The organism is Natroniella sulfidigena (assembly GCF_023223645.1).
GTDB classification, from domain to species: Bacteria; Bacillota; Halanaerobiia; order Halobacteroidales; family Halobacteroidaceae; genus Natroniella; species Natroniella sulfidigena.
On sequence record NZ_JALKBY010000003.1, the window covers coordinates 1 to 22,589 of the forward strand.

The 22,589-nt window shown below is 34.1% G+C and carries 16 protein-coding genes and 1 pseudogene; 2 read left to right on the forward strand and 15 right to left on the reverse strand.

Going from position 1 to position 22,589, the window contains the following annotated elements; all coding sequences use genetic code 11:
• Nucleotides 1-542 precede the first annotated feature (542 nt).
• The 7 genes and pseudogenes from ltrA to MWH28_RS02590 all read right to left on the reverse strand — a co-directional run bounded on the left by ltrA (nucleotide 543) and on the right by MWH28_RS02590 (nucleotide 8,268).
• On the reverse strand, nucleotides 543-1,709 hold the full coding sequence (gene ltrA / locus MWH28_RS02560) for a group II intron reverse transcriptase/maturase (RefSeq protein ID WP_248617701.1): 1,167 nt from the start codon (nucleotides 1,707-1,709) through the stop codon (nucleotides 543-545).
• A gap of 645 nt (nucleotides 1,710-2,354) precedes the next feature.
• A pseudogene (locus MWH28_RS02565) lies at nucleotides 2,355-3,239 on the reverse strand (reverse transcriptase domain-containing protein); the annotation flags it as partial.
• A gap of 706 nt (nucleotides 3,240-3,945) precedes the next feature.
• A complete protein-coding gene (locus MWH28_RS02570) occupies nucleotides 3,946-4,863 on the reverse strand; it encodes a transposase (protein ID WP_248617703.1) in 918 nt (305 codons plus the stop codon).
• 17 nt (nucleotides 4,864-4,880) lie between these two features.
• Nucleotides 4,881-4,994: a transposase gene (locus tag MWH28_RS02575; protein ID WP_248617898.1), complete on the reverse strand. Its 114-nt coding sequence runs from the start codon at nucleotides 4,992-4,994 to the stop codon at nucleotides 4,881-4,883.
• A 145-nt stretch (nucleotides 4,995-5,139) separates the two neighbouring features.
• Nucleotides 5,140-6,804, reverse strand: a complete 1,665-nt coding sequence (locus MWH28_RS02580; RefSeq protein ID WP_248617704.1) for a Na/Pi cotransporter family protein — start codon at nucleotides 6,802-6,804, stop codon at nucleotides 5,140-5,142.
• A 43-nt stretch (nucleotides 6,805-6,847) separates the two neighbouring features.
• A complete protein-coding gene (queG, locus tag MWH28_RS02585) occupies nucleotides 6,848-7,981 on the reverse strand; it encodes a tRNA epoxyqueuosine(34) reductase QueG (RefSeq protein WP_248617705.1) in 1,134 nt (377 codons plus the stop codon).
• A gap of 98 nt (nucleotides 7,982-8,079) precedes the next feature.
• The gene (locus tag MWH28_RS02590; RefSeq protein WP_248617706.1) at nucleotides 8,080-8,268 is read right to left on the reverse strand and encodes a ferredoxin; all 189 of its coding nucleotides are present in this window, start codon (nucleotides 8,266-8,268) and stop codon (nucleotides 8,080-8,082) included.
• 258 nt (nucleotides 8,269-8,526) lie between these two features.
• On the opposite strand from MWH28_RS02590, the gene MWH28_RS02595 reads away from it, so the two are divergent.
• Entirely contained in the window at nucleotides 8,527-9,924 is a 1,398-nt protein-coding gene (locus MWH28_RS02595; protein WP_248617707.1) for an aminotransferase class V-fold PLP-dependent enzyme, read from the forward strand.
• A gap of 47 nt (nucleotides 9,925-9,971) precedes the next feature.
• Here the strand turns inward: MWH28_RS02595 and MWH28_RS02600 are convergent, their stop codons facing one another.
• From MWH28_RS02600 to MWH28_RS02620, 5 genes are all read right to left on the reverse strand, one after another.
• Nucleotides 9,972-11,723: a B12-binding domain-containing radical SAM protein gene (locus MWH28_RS02600; protein ID WP_248617708.1), complete on the reverse strand. Its 1,752-nt coding sequence runs from the start codon at nucleotides 11,721-11,723 to the stop codon at nucleotides 9,972-9,974.
• A 166-nt stretch (nucleotides 11,724-11,889) separates the two neighbouring features.
• The gene (locus MWH28_RS02605) at nucleotides 11,890-12,315 is read right to left on the reverse strand and encodes a CBS domain-containing protein (protein WP_248617709.1); all 426 of its coding nucleotides are present in this window, start codon (nucleotides 12,313-12,315) and stop codon (nucleotides 11,890-11,892) included.
• Between the two features lie 64 nt (nucleotides 12,316-12,379).
• Nucleotides 12,380-13,582, reverse strand: a complete 1,203-nt coding sequence (locus tag MWH28_RS02610; protein WP_248617710.1) for an MFS transporter — start codon at nucleotides 13,580-13,582, stop codon at nucleotides 12,380-12,382.
• Nucleotides 13,583-13,825: 243 nt separating this feature from the next.
• Nucleotides 13,826-14,752 (reverse strand): AEC family transporter, encoded by a 927-nt coding sequence (locus MWH28_RS12955; protein ID WP_248617711.1) that lies wholly within the window; start codon nucleotides 14,750-14,752, stop codon nucleotides 13,826-13,828.
• Nucleotides 14,753-14,928: 176 nt separating this feature from the next.
• Nucleotides 14,929-15,864: an AEC family transporter gene (locus MWH28_RS02620; RefSeq protein WP_282580103.1), complete on the reverse strand. Its 936-nt coding sequence runs from the start codon at nucleotides 15,862-15,864 to the stop codon at nucleotides 14,929-14,931.
• A 267-nt stretch (nucleotides 15,865-16,131) separates the two neighbouring features.
• On the opposite strand from MWH28_RS02620, the gene MWH28_RS02625 reads away from it, so the two are divergent.
• Nucleotides 16,132-17,091 carry a hypothetical protein gene (locus tag MWH28_RS02625; RefSeq protein WP_248617713.1) on the forward strand — a complete coding sequence of 320 codons (960 nt, stop codon included), beginning with the start codon at nucleotides 16,132-16,134 and terminating at the stop codon, nucleotides 17,089-17,091.
• Nucleotides 17,092-17,362: 271 nt separating this feature from the next.
• On the opposite strand, the gene MWH28_RS02630 is transcribed toward MWH28_RS02625, so the two are convergent.
• From MWH28_RS02630 to pulA, 3 genes are all read right to left on the reverse strand, one after another.
• Nucleotides 17,363-19,876, reverse strand: coding sequence for a bifunctional aconitate hydratase 2/2-methylisocitrate dehydratase (locus tag MWH28_RS02630; RefSeq protein WP_248617714.1), 2,514 nt, complete (start codon nucleotides 19,874-19,876; stop codon nucleotides 17,363-17,365).
• A 79-nt stretch (nucleotides 19,877-19,955) separates the two neighbouring features.
• The gene (locus tag MWH28_RS02635; RefSeq protein ID WP_248617715.1) at nucleotides 19,956-20,417 is read right to left on the reverse strand and encodes a chemotaxis protein CheW; all 462 of its coding nucleotides are present in this window, start codon (nucleotides 20,415-20,417) and stop codon (nucleotides 19,956-19,958) included.
• A 235-nt stretch (nucleotides 20,418-20,652) separates the two neighbouring features.
• On the reverse strand, nucleotides 20,653-22,521 hold the full coding sequence (gene pulA, locus MWH28_RS02640) for a type I pullulanase (RefSeq protein ID WP_248617716.1): 1,869 nt from the start codon (nucleotides 22,519-22,521) through the stop codon (nucleotides 20,653-20,655).
• Nucleotides 22,522-22,589: the final 68 nt, after the last annotated feature.

A 22,589-nucleotide genomic window follows, 5' to 3' on the forward strand; every position in this document is an offset into this window, starting at 1 on the left:
TCCTTAGGATTTATTGTCGTTACTTTATTATACACAGATTTTACTCCTTACGACAACTATCCTAACACATAGGGGTTTTGATACTTGTTTAACAGTAGTTTCTTCATTAGTTCTTTTAATTTGGTGTTTCAGCTTATCAGCTATCTTCTTTTTAACACCATTGACTACTCTAGATTTACATACATATTTATTACCTTTCTTCCTAACTTTGAGTTTAATACCCAAAAATTCAGTATAAGTCCTTTTAAGGTTGGTAATTTTAGTTTTCTTTTTACTAACTTCAAGGTTAAGTCTTTCCTTTAGCCACTTGATTGTGGCTACTTTAATCTTGCTGGCTGTTTCATAATCTCTACACATAATCTTGAGTAGGGTCGAAGTCTGGTGCTCTAATTTAGGTTGGCGTTTGTGTTCTCCGTTTGCTCACCCTTTCGTCTGTGAGTGTCACAATATCCCAGCCTTGTCAGTTTCCAAACCCCGCCGCCACAAACCGGACATGAGGTTTTCCCTCATCCGGCTTTCTACCAAGCTTTCTTCTTAAGCATTCAGAGAGGCAAGTATTTAACTCGCCCCGATAAAAAGTATAGACCTATGTTTCTAAAGAAATGAGTATCATAATCTCTATTCCCGTGTCCTCGCTTCTGGTGCTTTCGTCTAAGCCATATCCTTATCCTCTGTTTTATATAATTATCTAATTTGATTAAATGTTCAGCACAGTTACTACGACAAAAATAATTACCCCAACCTATCAACTTTCTATTAATTTTCTCAACTATATATTCTATTTTTGGGGTATAATCTCCCTTCGTCAATGCTTTTACTTTATTTCTTATCTTCTTCATTGCTTTCTGCGATGGCCAGATATAGCACCACATCTTACCCTTTCGAGATAACTTCCTCCGAAAGTGCATACCGAGAAAATTAAAACCTTCCTCAGCTTTTGTAACCTTTGTTTTCTTTTCATTCAGAGTCAATTCTAACCTCTCTATTAGTCTATTCATTTTCTTATACCACGGCATTGGATTACCTTTGGTGAGGATTACATAGTCATCGGCAAATCGCACCAATTTAGCTTCTTTACTCCATCCTAGTCTATTCCAGTTCCTATCCAATAGGTTCAGATATGCATTAGCTAAAAGAGGAGAAATAACTCCTCCCTGTGGTGTTCCTGTGTCAGAAAAAGTTATCTTTCCTTTTTCCATAATACCAGCTTTTAACCAACATCTTATCATTTTAATAATTTTGGGGTCACTTATCCGCTCTTTAATTGTCTTAATTAAATTTTCATGCGGGATAGTGTCAAAATAGGATTTCAAATCAGCATCAATTACATTTGTATATCCATTGACTACATGCCGGCGTACAGCTCTTATTGCATCATGTGGACTTCTTTCAGGACGAAAACCATAAGAACAATCCTGAAAATCTGCCTCCAGTATTGGTTCAATTATAATTTTAACTGCCGCCTGTACTATCCTATCTTTAACAACTGGTATTCCTAATGGTCTCATTTCGGTGCGTGATGGCTCTTTGGGAATGTATGCTCGTCTAATTGGTTTCGGTTTGTATATCCCTTCCTGTAACTCTTTTTGTAGTTGTTTTAAATATAACTCAACTCCATATTCTTCAACAGCTTGCAATCTAACTTCATCTATCCCCGCAGAACCTTGATTTTGCCTCACCTGACACCAAGCTCTCTTTAGTATATCCATACGATATACTTTATCATATAAAATTCCATACCTCTTATTCGGTTTCTCTTTAGCACTAAGATATAGTTTCTGCTGAAGTACTCGAACCTTGTCTAATGACGTGTATATAGCCTTATCGGCAATCACGTAGCTCCTCCTCCTCTCGAAACTTAGCTTAAATCACAGATACTTCACTAGAAAAAGTTATGTTGTCTTTTTCATCATCGTTACTATTACCTGTTCCGACTCCCAATTCATACATTGACGATATCTTCATAGTTCCTCTACTTATATATCGTCTTACCTTTCAGATATGAACGGGCCTCCTTTACTTTCACGAGTTACTGTCATTACATACCGTTCTCTTTGTACCGAGGATGCCTCAACATAATTATTGAGGTTCTGCTTTCACTCAACGACTCGAAGTTCAACCATCCCTACTTCGACTCTCCTAGATATAACAGCCGAATATACGCTGACGATACTTTATTCAAGATTCCCTTCCGGTACGGTCTGTAACTTTGCCTCCGCCCCTTGTCTAGGTTCGAGGACGTTTGTCAGATCGCTTAGGCATAGCAGTTGCCTGCATATTACCCGACCTCAAGCTACTTTGCTTAGTTTTACAAAGGCAAGTACTTTTCAACTTGCTAGCAACAACGTGTGGTAAAGCGCGCAGTCATCAGCATATCTGACTATATATATTTCTTTAAGGTTTGATTTCCTTAATGCCCTGTATTTACTCTTGCTTTTACTGTATTTGTAGTCTGATTTAAAGGTTTCCCATTGATTAGATAACCACCAATCTAATTCATTTAAAACTATATTTGATAGTAAAGGTGAGATAATTCCACCTTGAGGTGTACCTTTATTTGGGATTCCTTCACCTTCAATTTCTGCTTTAAGCATCGCACCAAGTATTGATATTAATTTTTTATCTTTAATTCCCATTGACCATAATTGTTTCTTTAACTTACTGTGGTCAACATTATCAAAGAAAGATTTAATATCAATATCAACTGAGTAATGAAGTTTACTCCTATTCATTAAAGTTGATATTCTTGCTATTGCATGTTTGGTGCTACGATTAGGTCTAAAACCGTATGAGTGCTTATGAAACTTAGCTTCACAAATAGGCTCTAAGACCTGTTTCATACATTGTTGGATAAGTCTATCTTCCATTGTAGGAATACCTAAAGGTCTTTTTCTACCATCAGGTTTAGGAATGTAAACTCTTCTAACAGGTTGAGGTTTGTAATATTCTAATCTGTTTCTTACATAGTCAACCAATTTTTGAGTAGTCCATTGTTCCAAGTCCTCTATAGTAGTATTGTTAGTTCCTCTAGTCTTACTACCTGTATTCCTTTTAATATTACGATAAGCAAGTAAAATATTTTTCCTTGAAGTTATGTGTTGCATTAAGTTCTTAAAATCGTAACCTTTTTGACTATACTTATACAGTTTATCCTGTATTGTTTGGGTATCATAATACTCATTATTCCTTAGTTTTTGTTTCTTAGGATACTCAACATAATTCTCTGCTAATGCAGTCATAAGTCGGCTAAAACCTCCTTTTGAAAAGAGACTTCGCCTTTCTTAGTCTCACGAAGAACCTTATGCTAAAAATGATATATCTTATAACTTAGAATATTGACTATTGGCTATCCCTAACTCTACATTACTAGAGTATTATCGGTTAATGCCAACACTATCACTAACATTAAGGTATGTTATTAAAATCTTCCATACCACCATTTCATCAGTATTAAGACCTCCATGTTGTTAGCTTCCCTTGTTCCAAAAGACCTTACCTGTACATATACCCTTAGATTTCTCCTTTGAGCCTGTATGTTCCACTTTGGTATGGATATACACCCTGTAAGTGTATAAGGATTTTCATAGTTTACAATCTTACTAACCCCACATACCTCAAACTATTGTTGATATGATCATTTCTGATTATTAATATTTTAGACCCGTACTTCCAGAGATTCGTCAGTACCTTGTGGTACATACTAATCATAGGTATTTTATAGGCGACCGAGTTATCTTAACCTTACCTATCTCTAGGTACATTTCCTCTTAGCAAAGCTAAGTTAGGGGTTAATCTCACTTGACTTCACCGAGCTTATTACATTTCATTACTTAATTAACCAAATGCAATTCGGAGTATTATCGACAGCCCTTCAAGGCGTTACCCTCTCATTTGACTATTTAGGTCTCTTAGTTCTAATTATCTTCCGATAACTAGGCTAAACTTTTAATTTAGCAACAAGTCGCACGTAAACATATTCCAAGCACAATCAGAAATCTGTTTCGCTAGTTTAGAATTTTTAAGCATTCCCTTTACATTCAAGTCCTCTAGAACTAAAAGTTGGTTCTCCTTCGTTAATCTAGTGGACAGTTTATGTAAAAAGTCTTTACGAATATTCTTAATTTTAGTATGAACTTTAGCAATTTTCTTTTTAAGTTTATGCCAATTATTAGAATCTTCTTCTTTACGAGCTAATCTCTTTTGAAGTTTGGCTAATTTATCTTCATATTTAGAAAGATGTCTAGGGTTTGAGATATGTTTTCCATCAGAAGTAGTTAAAAAATCCTTAATACCCAAATCTAATCCTAACTTTCCTTGATTATTGTTAACAACAGTTTTTAAAATTTGTCTAACATTAATTGAAATATAGTATTTGCCTGTTCTAGATTTAGAAACTGTAACATTATTGATTTTGCCTTTAACTTCTTTAGATTTAGCAAACTTAACCCAAGATAATTTAGGCAATTTAATTTTGTTATCTTTAATTTCAATATTTGTACTACCACTAGGTCTGATAAACTTTTGTGTTCTATATGATAGTCTAGCTTTCTTTTTACTTTTGAATTTAGGATAATTATATTTACCACTAAAGAAGTTTTTAAAGGCTCTATCTAGGTCTTTAAGAGATTGTTGTAAAGCTATACTATCAACTTCTTTAAGCCACTTATATTCTTTCTTTAGTTGAGGTAGTTGTCTAGAATATTTAGTGTATGATTGGTACTCATCTTCTTTAGCTTTTGCTAAAAATTCATTGTAAATGAATCTAGAGCAACCAATAGTCTTATCAATTAACTCCTGTTGTTCTTGATTAGGATAAATTCTAAACTTATGTGCTTTATTAATTGGTTTGAATTTCTTAATCACTATAATCACCTCGCTTTCTAATTAGAATTTTGATTTTGAATATATCTCTTAATAGTTTTAGAGCTTGCATTCCCAATCGTACTAACAAAATACCCCTTACTCCAAAGCGAACCACAACGAGCATAACTAATTACCTGTCACTAATCACTAGTCACTAATCACTAGTCACTAATTATTAATTACTAACAAAAATTATATTAAAAAAAGCTATTATTGTCAACTCCTTCTATAATGGGTCAACAATAATAGCTAATCTAACTTAAGTATCATTAGATTTTAAATTACTTCTTCTTCCATCTCTTTTGCTTCCTTTAAAGTCAAAGCAATATCAGCAGTCTGATCACTAATATGCTCTAAACTATCAAGCACTTCTAAATAGATAATACCTGCACTAGGAATACAAACATCTTGACTGAGCCGCTCTAAATGTTTATCTCGATACTTCAATTCCAACTGATCCATCTTTGATTCAGTAGCAAGAATCTCATCAACTAATTCTAAATTCTCTTCTTTTAATAACACAATTGTCTTTTCCAATAAATTAAAGATAATTAAAAAGCTTTCTTTAAGACTCTGTCTTGCTTCTTCAGAGAAGACAATTTGATTATTTAAATCATGGAGTACTAGTTCAGAAAGTTCATCAGCGTCATCTGCTATACTTTCAATAGCATCAATCATTGCAAAATACATATCAATCATTTGCACATCACCTTTTGACAATTTAGCTTGTGGTATTCTAGTTAAAAAGATGAGTAACTCTTCCTCTAATTCGTTGATAATATCTTCTTTACACTTAACTGCTTTAGCCAACTCTATATCTTTAGTTAAAAATGCATCTGCAGAGTCATTTACCATATCTCGAGCGATTTCAAACATCCTAATTACTTCATTACTGAGTTGATTAACAGCAACACTAGGAGTCTCTAACATTCTTTCATCTAGATAACTTAAGCCACGCTTAAGGGACATATCCTCACCAGGAACAATATACTTGACTGCTCGAACCATAAAGCCAACAAAAGGTAACCATAATAAAGTATTTAGGATATTAAAGATCGTATGAGCATTTGCCACTAACCGCGTAGGAGTAGTTGTAAAGCCAAAGGTTTCAGAAAAATTAATCAAAAGCACCTCAATTGCTGCTGCAAAATTAGGAATTATATATAGTAAAATTAGAACAACCACTGAACCTAATACATTAAAAATAAAGTGACCTGCAGCTGCCCGCTTAGCGTTAATACTAGCTCCAATAGCAGATAAAATTGCAGTCACAGTCGTTCCAATATTACTCCCTAAAATAATTGGAATTCCAGCTTGGAAACTGATAGCCTCTACTGCAAATAAACCTAACAAAATTCCCATAGCAGCAGTACTACTCTGGACTGCTACTGTAATTAGGGCTCCAATTAAAACACCTAAAATTGGATAATCAGCAAATCTCTCCATCAAATCAAAAAAGACTGGTGAATCACGTAGCGGTCTCATCGTATCACTCATTACATTCATCCCTAAAAATAAAATTCCAAAACCTAATAAGACCTGACCTATATACTTAACTTTTGGCTTCTTGGCAAATAGATGAACAAAAAAACCAAGAGCAATAAAATGAAAAGCATACTCTCCTAAATCAAAGGCAACCATCTGAGCTGTAATTGTAGTCCCTACATTAGCCCCCATAATTACTCCGATTGATTGTACTAAATTCATTAAACCAGCATTTACAAATCCAACCACCATTACACTGGTCGCACTACTACTTTGAACAATAGATGTTACCCCAGCTCCTACTAAAACCCCCATCACTCGATTTGTCGTCAAAGCTGCTAATAAACTTTTAAGTTTCTTTCCAGCTGTTTTCTGTAAGCCTTCACTCATCTGCATCATCCCATAGATGAACAGACCCAAACCACCTAAAAAAGTAAAGATCATTTCAGCAGACAAAATAAAACCTCTCCTCTCTAAAGACTCTCATAATACTAAGCAATTATTTATTATTCAATTTCTCAAGTGCTAACCTTAAGTCCTCTTTAACTTGCTTATCATTTTCAATCTCTAAAGCTTGCCTTAAATCTTTAATTACTTCAACAACTCCAATTTCAGCTAAAGCCCAAGCTGAGTGTGCTCTAACTATTGGTTTAGGATCAGATAATCCATCCTTCAAATCATCAATAGCCCGCTTATCTTTTAAATTACCCAAAATTATTGCAGCATTCCGTTGGATTGGACGTTTGCCTCGCCAATTCATCGCTGCCTTTCCAAACTGTTGTTGATAACTCTCATCCGTTAGCTTTAATAATGAAGTTAATTTTGTTCTAGAAGCTAGATTCTGTGGTTTAAATTCAGCATGATCACCTGTAGTTACCTCTTGATTATGAGGACAGGCTTCTTGACAAGTATCACAACCCCATAATCTAGTTCCTATCTTCTTTCTATCTTGATGATCAATATAACCTTTACTTAAGGTTATATAACCTAAACATTGATTGCTATTTAATAGATAACCATCCTCTAAAGCACCAGTCGGACATGCTTCAATACACCTTTTACAATCACCACATTTATCTTCTATAGGAGAATCAATCTCTAAATCAAGATTGGTAATAATCCCTCCTAAAAAGATCCAAGAACCATACTCTGGATGAATAATATTACAGTTTTTTCCCTGCCAACCGATTCCTGCTCGCCGGGCCAACGCCCGATCTACTGTTGGACCAGTATCGGCAAATTTAACTGCTTCAACTTTTTGCTCTGCTTCTCGTTGTAAAAATTCAACCAACTGCTCTAACTTCTCTCCTAATACCTGATGATAATCCTTCCCCCAAGCAAATCTAGCTATTTTTCCTTTTAAATCCATTTGATCATCTTGATTATCATCAACTATAGAATCTTCATTAGAATAAGCCATCGCTACAACAATTACTGAACGAGTACTAGCCAAAACTTCTTGAGGATCAGTAATTAACTTAAAGTCATTTTTCACAAAAGAGGATAAATAATCCCGCTCCTTTAATTCTTTAAGTAATCTTTCTACTTGCGGAAAAGAAGTAGCAGTTGTAACCTTAAGTTCATCTAAGCCAATTTGAGCAGCATATTCCTTCAAGCAAGCAGTTAATCTCATCTTTTCTCCTCCCTTTCTTATTTTAGCATAATTTTCGACAAAATAAAAGAGGCAGAAGTACTGCCTCTTAGGAATTTATTGCTAGCCTTACTTAAAAGCTAAACTTCTATAATTGCATCTGTTGGACAACTCTCTAGTGCATCCTTAGTTTCTTGCTCTACTTTATCAGGTACATCATCTGTAATTGCCTCAGCTTTATCGTCACCATCCCAATCAAAGACTGCTGGAACTTCATTGACACATAATCCACAGCTAATACAATCATCTTTTTCTACTTTTACCTTCATCAATAATCCCTCCATTTACTTAGATTTACATATAGTATTACCTCCTAGTAGTCAATTATTCACTACTTAAAATCACAATTTAAAAGAATAATTCATAAACTAAAAGTAATCACATATATAACTGTGCCAGTGTGAGTGATATGTGTTAGTTAAGCTCAAGCTCCTTAAAATCTTTTAAATTAAAAGAACTGAATTTACAATTTTTAACTCACACAAACACTGAAACTCACACTATTTTGTAATTGAAAGGAGGTAATTATGCTTACCACCAGTTTCAAACAACAAGTCAGAAAAGAAATTGTCGGGATCAATACTAAAGTACCTGTCAGCAATAACCGCTACCTACAGTACATAAACTTCGATAATGCTGCTAGTACCCCTAGTTTCAAACAGGTTTTTGAAAAGATTAAAGACTTTCTTGTTTGGTATTCTAATGTGGATCGAGGTACTGGTTTTAAATCTCAAATTTCTTCAGAAATTTATGAAAAAACCTATCAATTAATTGCTAATTTCATGGGAGTTGACTTGGAAAAAAATACCATTATTTTGGTCAAAAATACTACTGAAGCAATTAATAAGTTAGCTAATTCATTACAACTAAGCTCGGAAGATGTTGTGATTACTACCTTAATGGAGCATCACTCTAACCTATTACCCTGGCGTAGTAAAGCTCAGGTAGTTTATTGCGGTTTAACTTCTAGTGGCAAATTGAATTTAGATGACTTAGAAAGAAAATTAAAAGAGTATCAAAATCAGGTCAAATTAGTAGCAGTCACTGGAGCCTCTAATGTAACTGGAATAGTCAATCCAATTCATGAAATAGCTAGGTTGGCCCATCAATATAATGCTAAAATATTAGTCGATGCAGCTCAGCTTGCTCCTCATCATCCAATTGATCTTAAACCAAATCATTCTGCTGAGCATATTGATTATTTAGCCTTTTCAGCTCATAAGATGTATGCTCCCTTTGGAACGGGAGTCTTGATTGGCCCTCAAGAAACATTTCTCAATCAACCACCTGATTATTCTGGAGGAGGAACTGTCAAATCTGTTACCTTAGATGATGTAATTTGGGCCAACTTACCTGATAAAGAAGAAGCAGGTACTCCTAATATTATTGGAGCAGTAGCATTACAAGAAAGCATTAAAAAAATTGAAGAACTTGGCTGGCAAAACATAATTGACACAGAAGAAGAATTAATCGCTTATACATTAAAACAGTTAAAGAAACTTCCCAAAATCAAACTCTATGGTGTCAATGAGCTAAATAATCTTTCTAATCAAGTTGGAGTTATCTCTTTTAATATCGAGCCACTACCACATTCATTAGTGGCTACAATTTTGGCCCATGAAGCAGGTATTGGAGTAAGAAGTGGTTGTTTTTGTGCTCATCCTTACGTTCATCAATTGTTAAATTTAACTCCAACTGAAATAAAAAGATTCAAAGACCAGATTAAAACAGATGACTTCTCCTCTAGTCCTGGTCTGGTGCGAATTAGCTTTGGCTGCTATAACTCTAAAACAGAAATTGATCGTTTCGTTGAAGTTATAGAATCAATTATTGAGCGAATAACTATCAACTTTGCCTTCTCAACCCAATATACTTTCAATCCCACCACTGGAGAATATATCCCTAACACTAATGCAAGCTTTTAAGGAGAACTAAAATTTAAATTTTAGTTCTCCGATTATATCTGTTAGGTCTATAATTCAACTACCTTAAATTGAGCTTTGTTAAATATTTTATCTCGCTGTTCATAATTAAATAAAACTGTTATTAATGACTCTTCAACCTCTGTAGTCGGTTGCTCAAGTATCTCTAATATATCATACTTAAAAGTTTCAATTTGAACCTTTCTTCTAATCTGGCGTGGTGAATATTCAGCTAACCTTGGTGCAACTTCTTTTATCTTTACTTGATCTGCAGTAAAATCCCTGAATTTTTGATCATAATCTTCAATTTTGTATTTATCCAAAAACTCAGGTAGATTAATCCTCCTTCTCCGCAACAAATAATCAAACTTTAAAATTTCATTAAATAGATCAAACCGTTTTGAACAATATTGCTGATAAAATTCCTGCAAGATTTGATATAATGATTCTAACTTATGAGAATAACGATAATATCCTTGCTCTTCCCAGAACTCTGCCAAATCTGCCCACAATAAAAAAGGATCTTGGTAGAAATTTTGCTCTATAAATTTCAAACTATGATCAAAATGATGAGCATTACAGAAGGTTTCTAAAACCTCTTCTACCATCTGCAACTCTAATAATTCTTGATAATTAAGCCACTTACTCTTTAAGACTTGATAAGGTGGCTTATCCAAATAAAGATAACTATACTCTTCAGCCTTCTCTCTTAAACCTGACCCCTTTAACAATTTTAAAAAACCCAACTGTAACCGACCAGCCCGTAACTGATAGACATCATTAAAGGAATTTATAAAAGTTTGATAGTCTTCAGCCGGTAAGCCAGCAATTAAATCTAGATGCAAGTGAATATTTCCTGCTGCTTGTAATCTCTTTACAACTTTAGCCACCTTAGTAAAGTCCATCTTGCGATCGATCAATTCTAAAGTTTTAGGATTAGTACTCTGTACTCCAATTTCAAACTGGAAGTAACCAGCAGGTACCTCCTCTAAAAAGTCAAGAATCTCTTCACTCAATAAATCAGCCGTAATCTCAAAATGAAAGTTCAAATCAGACTCATCAGGCCTATTTTCTAGCAAAAATTTAAAGATCTCAAGTGCTCGCTCTTGATCACAGTTAAAGGTTCGATCAACAAATTTAACCTGTTTGACATCCGCTTTAATCAGCTTTAATAGCTCCTTTTTTACTAAATCCAAAGGAAAATATCTAACTTTTGACAATGTAGACGATAAACAATACTGACAATTAAAAGGACAACCCCGATTGGTTTCAAAATAAACTATCTTATGTTCTAAGCCCTCTAAAGTAGAGTAAGGAGTAGGTAACTGAGCAAGGTCTAATACAGGACGAGCTTGATTTTTAACTACTTGCTCTTCGCTACGATAAGCCAAACCTAAAATTTGTTGAACAGCTTGATCAGTAGTTAAAGTGTTCAATAATTGTTGAAATGTCTCTTCCCCTTCACCATACACAATATAATCAATCTCTTGATATTCTCTCATTAAACTAACTGGATCATAAGATACCTCTGGCCCTCCTAAAACTATGATTAACTCTGGTCTAACTTGCTTTAAGATCTTAATCACTTCTAAAGTTTGTTCTATATTCCAAATATAACATGAAAACCCAACCAGCTCAGGCTGTTGTTTATAGATCTCTGCTGCAATATGATCACTAGCCTGATTAATTGTATATTCAGCCAGATCAATTTCAAACTGACCATGACAATAATTTTTCAAATATCTTAATGCTAAAGAAGAATGAATAAACTTTGCATTCAATGTTGTCAACAAGACATCCATCTAATTAAAACCTCTCTTTCGTAAACAGTTAAATTCAATTTTGGGTTCTATTATATACAGTTCTAGATTATAAATTCAAAACCTTCTTTACTACTCACTAACCTGATAAATTTAGAGATTAACTTAATAGCTAAAAAGCACCCATGTGGGTGCTTTTAGCTTAGAATTATTTTTGTGGCTTGCTTGGAATGGATATAGTTGATAATGCATCCCCAGCTTCCATATCCGCTTCAGATTGAACTGATATATCTCCTAAAGAAACAATACCTACTAAATTTCCATTTTCAACAATAGGTAACCTTCTAATTTGATTCTCTGCCATCAAATTAGCAGCTTCTTGAGTCGTCATATCCGGACTCCCATAAACCAAACCACTGGACATAACCTGCTCTACAGCAGTATTACCATCATGATTTTCAGCAACATTACGAATTGTAATATCTCGATCTGTTACAATCCCTACTGGCTCTTGACCATTACTGACAGGAATTGCCCCTACATTTAACTCTCTCATTTTTTGAGCTGCTTCACTTACAGGTGCATTTGGCTCCACTGTTGATACATCTGAAGTCATAACTTGTCTAAGATCCATCATATCCTCCTCCTTTTCAAGATTAGGATATGCAATTAATTAAATTTTAATCATAAATTTATAACTAATTATTAGCTTTACTCAAACTTTGATCATTGTTAACTGCTAAACAGTTTTCTGTTAAAGATTTATACTTCAGCCAACCGGTTAATAATATTAAACTGATCAGATAAAAGATTAATACCCCATAACCAAATTGAATACCTAATAGATCATTTACAACCCCCATCAGCCAATTAGCCAATAAAACATCTCCTATGCTACCTGCTGCCAAAGTTAGACTGATAATAATAGTCAGTTGCTCTTCAAAAGCTTCAAACATAGCAGCCTGCATTGTCGGAAAGATAGCTGACATAAATAATCCTACAACTGAAAATAAAATCGCAAACTGATCCGGGCCAACTAATGCCACAAAAATAAGAATTCCTGAAATAGCACCACAAATTAAAACCAGATACAAATAACCTATTTTTTCTACAATGAAAGTAGTCAACAATCGCCCTACAGTAAACAATACAAAAAAGAGCGATAAGAAGAAACTAATCTCTGTTTCACTTCGCCCCTGAACATCACTCAAATAAATTCCCAGCCAATTTATTAACCCAATTTCAGTACCAACATATAATAAGAATAACAAAGCAAAAATAACTACCTTATAATCTTTAATTACCTCTAAAAATACAGACTTCTTTTTATCTTTATCTTGCTTAACTGTAGGAAATTCACAATAAAGTCCTAACAATAATAAACATAGAACTAATCCCGTTGCAAAAAGATAGACACTTTCCCAACCAAATCCCCTACGCAATAAATAACCAGCATAAACTGGAGCAACAATACCACCAATTCCAAAAAAGAGATGAAATATATTCATCTTTTTACCACGATCTTCAATAAAAATTAAAGAGGCTAATGTATTACTAGTCACACTTAAAGTTCCTACTCCAATTCCAAACAATCCCATAGCAGATATAAAAAGTTGATAGGTCGGTAAATAACTAATTCCAATTAAAACAATCATGATCATTACTAAACCTGCTAAGAATGTATTCTTTAAACCAAACTTGCGAATTAAAAATCCACTACTAAACATAGCAATAATACTTCCACCAGCCATTACCGAAAAGGCAAAGCCTAAATAAGAATAACTGATTTGAAAGCTATCTTGGATTAAAGGAGCAACTTGGCCCCTTAAATTTACTAACACCCCAAAGGTTAAGAGCATTCCACAAGCTAAAACACCTAATAATTTATTATTATCTAACAAGCCTTAATCAATCCTCCTCCTAAATAGTGTACAGTTTACGGTTGACAGTTGACAGTTAAAACCTTAAAATCTATAACCTGAATTAAATTGATAAATAGCTTAAGTTTAAGGCTGAGGAAATGGTTTTTATTACGAAGGGTTTTTATAAACCCGAAGGTGAGTTTAAGTCAATCACTAGAAACATAAGAGCTTAGCTCTTACTTAGACTTAGACTCAAACTTAAACTTAATTGTAATTAAACACTTACAACAAATAGATCATTAACGGAATCGTCAATCCAGATAATAATGTAGTTAAGAAGATACCTTCTGAAGCCAATTCATAATCTCCACCAAATTCTTGAGCAAATATAACCGCAGTAACAGCTACAGGCATTCCTGTTAAAATAACTGTCACCCCTAAAACTAGATCATTAACTGGTAAACTTCTTAATAGAGCTAAAACAAAAAAAGGTAAAACAATCAGTCGCAATAAAGTTATCAACCATAATTTAAAATTAGTAAAGATTCGACTCAATTCTATTTGGGCCAAAATTGAACCGACAACAAATAATGCTAAAGGAGTTGTTGTTCCCCCTACTTTCTCTAAGGTAGTAAGGATTGGCCCGGGTAAATCAATCGAAAATAAGAAGAGAAGCATCCCAATCATTACTGCTACAATCCCTGGAGTCAATAACTGTTTAGCAGAAAACTCTTGTTTGCTAGTTCGAGGATTAATAATGAAGACCCCTATCGTCCAGATCATTAAATTAAAGATAGCATTATAAATTGCTGCTAAAAAAATACCCTCTGCTCCAAAAATCAAATCTATAACAGGATAACCTACAAACGCTGTATTGGCAAAAATTATCATGAATTGATAGATGTCTTTCTCTTTTTCTGTACTAGGTAATATAAATCTGATCAGATAAGAAACTGAAATCATCAATAAGTAAACAGCTAATGTAATAAAAAAAACACTACTTAAATTAGCTAGTCGTTCAGAACTAAATTCATAATTCATAGAAGTTATAATTAAAGCCGGTAAAGTAAGATTTAACACTAACCCACTTAAGTTTTGATCAATACTCGGCTTAACAATTTCTAACTTTCTAAAACTAAAGCCTAGCAATACTAATAAAAATAGAACTAAAACTTGATTGAAAATTGCTATAAATCGGATTAAAACCACCCTTTCTTCATAAAAAACAATTGCTTCTCTTGCTCATTATATTGAATTAATTATGTTTGTTATTGTATCATAATCACTCTTTAATTAATAGTTCTATAATAAATTAATACTTCTGTAAGTTATAAAGCAAAAATAAATGCTGGTTAATAACCAACATTTAATAAACATCTATTACTTCAAGTAATAATGGAGACTACTAGAGGAATAGTTACCAATGCTAATAAAGTACCAAAGAAGACTCCTTCAGAGGCTACAACAGGAGGGTGTTTTTTATATCGCTCAGCAAAGATTGCTGTAAGAGATGCTATCGGCATTCCTGTCAGTATAACACTAATACTTACAATCAAAAAATCAAAGTTCAATAAATTCAAAATAATAAATACTAATAATGGAAAAACAAGCTGCCTGAATAAAGCAATTGTCCATAATTTAAAGTTAGAAAAGACATTTGATACTTCAACCTTAGCTAAAGTTGAACCAACTACAAGCAAGGCTAAAGGAGTTGTAGTTCCACCCAACATTTCAAGTAAATCATTAATCAATCCTGGTATCTCTATCGAGAAGAGAAATATTACAAAGCCAAGTATAACAGCTACTATACCTGGATTTAATAACTTTTTATAGGAAAATCCACCTCCTTGTTCATCTTTAGTCATAATTATTACCCCAAAAGTCCACAAGAATATATTTACCACAAGATTATAAATTGCTGCTAAAAATATTCCCTCCCTCCCAAAAATAACATCAATAATTGGAAAACCTATAAATACTGTATTACCAAAAACTATCATAAATTGATAAATTGAATTTTTATCGGGTGTAGAACTCATTACATAATTTACTACAACATATGCAATTGCAATCATTATTAAAAAGATCACTAAAGTAATCAAAAACATATCTCTAATTGTAATTAATCGTTCTAAACTGAATTCATAATCCATAGAAATTAAAATTAAAGCAGGAAAACTAATAGAAAGAACAATATTGGCTAAATTTTCATTCAGGTTTTCATCAACTATATTATATTTTCTCATGAAGAATCCTAAAAATAAAATAAAAAATAAAATTAAAACCTGACTAAATACAGTAAAAAAGTTAATTGAAATCATTCCTTTCTTGATTTAGTTGATTTATCAAGTAGTTAATCAAACTTAACAGCTCTTTTAATACAATAATCCTTGTTTTTAAATTATTATAAACAAATTTCAGTTTGATTATTATATTAAATAATCTTATAATTAAATCTAAGCTACTTTACTGAGGTATCTAGCCTATGGTTATAGTTTATTTGAGTAAAAAATGTAATTTTATTGAAAAAATAACAAGGGTTTTAATTGAAAATAAAGAAAATAAGTAGTATAAAGGAGGAATCTATTATGGAAAGTAAGTATACAGTCAAAAATTTAGCTAAATATTTTGACTGTACTCCACAAACAATCCGTAATTATCTTAAACAGATTGAAAGGGAGAAGACTGAATTGGTTACTAGAGGTAAAAGAAATAAATATATATTGACAGAAACTGGCTTTCAATATTTAAGGCAATCATTAGATGATAAACTGACTTGTAGTAATAATTTTTTATTGAAATTTATTGTTTGTAATAAATTAAAATCACTAATCAATAAAGATACCAATTATATTTTACAATATACTAAACGTACTAGAATCAAACAGAAAAAAGACCTAACTTATTTTGAACAATTACCAACTTTACTACAAAAAAGGTATGAAAAGTTCGCTAAAAAAGTTTTACACTGGCTAAAAAGAAAGTTTCTTTCTCCAGATATAACAAAAATTATTGTAGATAGATTGCCCAAATGGAAACAAGATGATAAAGATAATACAGATCTTAGAATTACCTTCTATGAAGGTAATCATCCACAAGATTTAAATTTGATTATTAAAGAAAAATTGACTAGTTTACAAGAGATAAAAGTAGAAAAACTTGAGCAAGATTTAGAAAAGATTGATCAATTAAGGGCCAACATTTCAGACCTTAACCCCACTGCTGATCAAGAAATTTTTCTTGCTAATTTAGCCAATTTATTAAATAGAACTAATAATAAACGTTTGATCAAAAAACTCTTTAGAGTAATAGTCGGAGCCAACCCACACTACCAAATCATTGCTGAACCGGAAATTTTAATCATCAACTTTACTAAGATTAAATTACCAACTAAAGTATCAGCTGATTATGATCAACAAGAGAAGAAGCTATTAATCGACTTTAATAATAATTGCAATTTAACCTGTTCAATAGATACAGAAGAGTCAGAAAAATTAATCATTAATTTCCAACAAGTACCTCCGACTCTAGAACTAATTTCGTTATAAAAAAGTGGTTTTCACCCACTTTTTTAGCTTAAGGTTAAGTCTGAGTCTAAGTAACCCATTTAAAACCAATAAAAAAGTTGCCTCCGGCAACTCAGTTTAAGTCTAAGATTAAGTTTAAGTAAAACCAACAAATACAAGCTCTAAAATCATAATTTCCTTAGTGATAACAAAACCCCCTGCTAACTAGCAGGGGGTTATTAATTACTTCATATTTATTAACTTAAACGTACTTGGACTTATGCTTTTTAATCACACAGACACTCACACTAAATTACTTATAGTATTCAAAGTATTCTTCAGCTGTAGGAATTCTTCCTAAGATGGCAGCAACTGCTGCTACATGAGCACCACCTAAATAAGTCTTAGCATCAGCCGGGCCAATCCTAGATTGATAGTTACGAGTTGTCGTCGTCAGGGCAGTAGCACCAGAGCCAATTCTACGCTTATTACCCATACATAAACCACAACCAGGCATCGTAATTGTAGCACCTGCTGCTGTTAAGCTAGCTAGACTACCATCCTGTGCTAGTTGATTATAAATATCACGCGAGGCAGGACAGACTACAAAATTAACCCCCTGTGGTACTTGCTTACCTTCTAAAATCCTAGCTGCTGCTTGGATACTCTCTAAATCTCCTCCAACACAGCTACCAATAAAGATCTCATCCAACTCTACTCCACCTACTTCTGATAGGCCAGCTACATTATCAGGATGGTGTGGTTTAGCTACTAACGGCTCCTCGACTTCATCTAAAGGAATCTCAATTGTAGCTGCATACTGAGCATCTTCATCAGGCTGTAAAAGAATAGGATCAGCTAAAAACTCTTCAATTGATGCGATCGTCTCCTTGACTGATGGAGAAGTCTCAGCATCTACTCTAGATTTTAAATACTCCAAATTATCCTCAATCGCTTCGATAGTCTTCTGATCAGAGACTACAACTCCAGCTGAAGCACTCCTTTCAGCTACAGCATTCGTCAGGATATATCGCTCATCAGAATCTAAAAAGTCGACTCCTTCCATCTCAATAATTCGACCATTATAAACCTCTTTACCTACAGTCTTTTCAGCATAAGTTACTAATGTAGAGACTAGATCTCTAGCAGTAATACCCTCTTTAGGTTGACCAGTAAAGACAACCCTTACTGATTCATCCATCGTTAGATCCTGCTTACCATACTTCATCGCACCTGCTACAATATCTGAAGCCGCAGGGAAAGAAATCCCTCGTGGTGTTCTAGTATGAGAGTCACCACCAACGATTACATCTGTCGGTAAGACGAAACGATTAGCAATTGTATGAATAATCCCTTCACCAGGTTCAAGACAGACTCCACCCCGCTCAGTAACAAACTCTTCAATAAATTGATGCCTGTCCCGATCTTCTGTAGATGGACACTCACCTGTATGGCATAAAGATTGAACTACAAACTCTGCTCCAAAATCTTCTCCAGCCATAGCTTGATACTCATCAAGGGTCATTGGCCCTGTAGTATCTTGAGAATAGACTCCTCTAATCTTAACAGTAGCAGTCTCACCTGGCAAGATTGTATCTTTACCATCAAGTCGATTCAGACCAACGATCTTTTGGGCCAACGTCTGTGGTACCCGCTCCTCTTCAGCTTGAGCTCCTGCTGGCAACTTGCTTTGATCAAAGTCAACTCCTTGCTCTGTACAATAATCAACAGCCCATTGCTGCAATTCATTACCTGCATCAAAGTAAGTCATACCGCCTGCAGCTATCTTATCTAAGTTATACTGAATCGGTAATTCAACCTCTATTTCTTCTTCATTGACAATTAAGATTTCATTCTCTAAATCTACCTTCAATTGATCCCCTTCTGCAATACTATCAGTATCACACTCTAATGGTAAAATACCAGAGGCTACTAAAGAATTCTTAAAGATTGGAGCAAAGCTTTTAGCAATTACAACTCCACCTTCTTTCTTTTCTGGCTCACCAGCAACTGGCTTACCTAAAACCTGTAACATTGTATAGGTAGCAGACTTTCGTGAAGAACCTTCTCCTAACGCTGCTCCTGCTACAAAGAATATATCTTGGCCTTCTTCTTTCAACTCCTCTAACCGCTCTAAAAAGTCAGCTTCATCTTCTCGACCATCCATAATAAATTGAGCATGTAACGGATGATCAGTTCGACTATCAGCATTTTTAGAAGGGCTCAAATGGCCAGTAGTAATATTATCTCCAACCTTAATTGATAAACCTTGATACTTATCTTTTAACTTCCACTCTGTAGCAAACTCTCGTTCAGCCCAACCCTTAATTAACTCTGTAACAGCATCATTATCTACTGCTAACTGGGCTAATTTATCAAATTCTGTCCGATTAATTAAGACCGTCTCTTTTAAAATTCCTATGATCTGATCAACAAAATACTCTTCTTCTAATAGCTTCACTAATTCACCAGTAGCTGCTCCACCCTTCATCTGGGCCAACAACTCTAATGCTTCTTGTTGTGATAAGTAATCAGTCACTAGCTCTTCTCTTACAATATCAGCTAAACCTTCTGCCTTGACATGAGAAGAAGGGAAAGTTCCTCTTCTTACTTCCTCGGTCAACAATCTTAGTAATAATTGATCCAAACTTTCTTCCTCAAAGATAGTAAATGTCTCTTCCGCTAAATCTTCTAGTTCTAATCCTGCAATTATTGCTTCAACCTCAGTAGTTGATAATGGACGTGGTGCTAAATCATAATTCTTCTTCCGAGCTAAAGCTTTTTTCTTATAACCTTCTAAAACTTCTAACAGATCTTCTTTGTTCATACTCTACTCCTCCTACTATATATTTTGCTTATATTAATTATATATTAAAAGCTATAAATTTACAAACAGTTGACATCGATTAATTTTCATCTGCAACTTCTTCTAATTTAGCCTGCTCTGTTGTAGATAATAATTTATCTAGAGCTAATAAGATAATCAACCTATCTTCTAGCTTAGCAATCCCCGAGATAAACTCCGTCTTGATTCCAGCCATGCCCCCTGAAGGTTGAGAAATCTCTTCCTGAGCAATTCTAACCACCTCAGAGGCATCATCAACAATAAAACCTACATCAATATCATTAATCTTTACTACTATAATCCTAGTTTCAGCTTCAGGATCATATTCAAATTCTAGCCGTTTTCTTAAATCAATAATAGTAATGATATCCCCTCTTAGGTTAATAATCCCCTCAATAAAATCAGCACTCTGTGGCAACTTTGTTATCTCTTTCATCTTAATAATCTCTTGCACCTGTGTGATCTTGACTCCAAATTCTTCTGTTCCCAATTTAAAGACTATAAACTGATCAATTTTATTCATCACTCATCCCCCTTTCAATTTATGATATAATTTCTAAAAAAGAAAGTAAAGAGCAATTGATATAAAGTGGCACTTTGCCACTTTATATCAGTGTACAGTTTACAGTTGACGGTTGACAGTTAAGAGAATTAAAACATTAAAATCAATATAAACCTATGATTACAGGGGGTTAATGGTCTTAAGTCTTTAAGATTTTGATCTTAACTGTAAACTATACACTGTCAACTGTCAACTATTATTTATATAGCACCATCGTACTAATCCTAGGCACAATCACTTGCTTATCCGTTAATACCTCTAATGTTTCAACGCCTGCCTGCTGATCAGCCACCACAATTTTCCAAGACCCCTCAGTCGGTAAAAATATCTGCTGTGCCTCTGGGTAAGGATTATAGATTACAATAATCTCTTCCCACAGATCACCGTTAGCATGCTCTTGTAGCTGATAAGCAATTACACCTTCAGGACTATCCAAAAATTGTAGATATTTTTTGATTTGATCAGCAGTATTCATTCTAAATGCTGGATGCTCTCTTCTTAGTTCAATCAATCCCTGGTAATACTCAAAAGTCTCGTAATCATAAACTTTTCGTTCCCATTCAAGTTGATTAATGGCATCGGGATAATTATAACTATTTTCCACCCCATATTTAGTTCTTAAAAACTCAACCCCTCCATGTAAAAATGGAATTCCCTGTGAAGTCAGTACAATTGCATTAGCCAAATTATTCATTCTGACCTTATCCTCACGATTAGCATCTGGATTACTCTTTTTAATCTTATCCCACAAGGTTAGATCATCATGGGCTGAGACATAATTAATAGCCTCTTCAGGATCAAAACTGAAGGAATCAATCCCTCCCATGATTCCTACTTTTACCTTCTCGATCGTCTCCTCATCTAATTTACCGCTGACATAACCTCTATCTTCTCCTCTAGTACTACCCTTTAGAGCATCTCTAAAATCATCATTAAAGACAGCAACTCCAGACTCTTGTTGAACTCCTTTTTTCATCTGCTTTTCAATCGGCAACGGAGAAAGATCAGCCGTCCAAGGTTCTCCATAGATTAAGATACTAGGATCAATCTTTTTTAACTCTTGAGCTAATAACTCCATCGTTTCTTGATCATGAAGAGCCATTAAATCAAATCTAAATCCATCAATATGATACTCCTGAGCCCAATACTTAACTGAATCAATAATAAATTTACGCACCATCGGATGTTCAGAAGCAATTTCATTACCACAACCAGAACCATTAGAATAATTACCATGTTCATCAAACCGATAATAAACCTCAGGGGCCAACTTACCAAAATTAGAATTTATAGTTTCATAAGTGTGATTATAGACAACATCCATAACCACTCGGATTCCATTACGGTGTAAAGATTTAACCATCTCCTTTGCCTCTCGAATTCTAACCAATGGATTAGCAGAATCTCTAGCATAAGAACCTTCTGGAACATTATAATTTTGCGGATCATAACCCCAATTATACTGATAGTCAACACTCTCATCAACAGTAGCAAAATCAAAGATAGGTAATAAATGAATATGGGTAATCCCCAACTCTTTTAAATGAGCAATCCCTGTCTTGATCTCTGTTTTAGGAATCGTAGTTCCTTCTTCAGTAAATGCTAAAAACTTGCCCTTATGCTCCATACCTGAATGAGGAGAAATTGAAAAATCTTTGACATGCATCTCATAAAGAATACTATCTTCTAATTCAACCAACGGAGGTTTTTGATCCTTCTCCCATTCTACTGGATTAGTTTCTGCCAAATCAACAACTACCCCTTTATGTCCATTCTGGATTACTGCCTTAGCATAAGGATCAACAGCACACTTGATCTCATTATCTATCTCTACAATATAATTATAAAGTTTATTTTTTTGATTACCATGCACAGTCACACTCCAAACCCCTTGTTGATCCTGATTCATCTTAACAACCTGCCCCCCGTTTTGTTGAGAAGGATCTGGCTCATATAAGATCAAATCAACATTATTGGCCTTAGGAGACCAAACAGCAAATTCGGTCTGTTCAGGGTTATAGTTGGCCCCTAAGCTTCTATTCAAAGGATACTCAGTAGTCATCATTTAAACACCCCTCCTTGATAGTTTACAGTGTACAGTTGACAGTTAAAAACATTTAACCACCAAAATCA

What these genes read in the sequence shown, in the direction of transcription:
- ltrA (WP_248617701.1), bottom strand. Translation starts at nt 1,709, where the DNA reads ATGGATATACTAAAGAGAGCTTGGTGTCAGGTGAGGCAAAATCAAGGT.
- queG (WP_248617705.1), bottom strand. Translation starts at nt 7,981, where the DNA reads ATGAGATTAACTGCTTGCTTGAAGGAATATGCTGCTCAAATTGGCTTA.
- MWH28_RS02590 (WP_248617706.1), bottom strand. Translation starts at nt 8,268, where the DNA reads ATGAAGGTAAAAGTAGAAAAAGATGATTGTATTAGCTGTGGATTATGT.
- MWH28_RS02595 (WP_248617707.1), top strand. Translation starts at nt 8,527, where the DNA reads ATGCTTACCACCAGTTTCAAACAACAAGTCAGAAAAGAAATTGTCGGG.
- MWH28_RS02600 (WP_248617708.1), bottom strand. Translation starts at nt 11,723, where the DNA reads ATGGATGTCTTGTTGACAACATTGAATGCAAAGTTTATTCATTCTTCT.
- MWH28_RS02605 (WP_248617709.1), bottom strand. Translation starts at nt 12,315, where the DNA reads ATGGATCTTAGACAAGTTATGACTTCAGATGTATCAACAGTGGAGCCA.
- MWH28_RS02620 (WP_282580103.1), bottom strand. Translation starts at nt 15,864, where the DNA reads ATGATTTCAATTAACTTTTTTACTGTATTTAGTCAGGTTTTAATTTTA.
- MWH28_RS02625 (WP_248617713.1), top strand. Translation starts at nt 16,132, where the DNA reads ATGGAAAGTAAGTATACAGTCAAAAATTTAGCTAAATATTTTGACTGT.
- MWH28_RS02630 (WP_248617714.1), bottom strand. Translation starts at nt 19,876, where the DNA reads ATGAACAAAGAAGATCTGTTAGAAGTTTTAGAAGGTTATAAGAAAAAA.
- MWH28_RS02635 (WP_248617715.1), bottom strand. Translation starts at nt 20,417, where the DNA reads ATGAATAAAATTGATCAGTTTATAGTCTTTAAATTGGGAACAGAAGAA.
- pulA (WP_248617716.1), bottom strand. Translation starts at nt 22,521, where the DNA reads ATGATGACTACTGAGTATCCTTTGAATAGAAGCTTAGGGGCCAACTAT.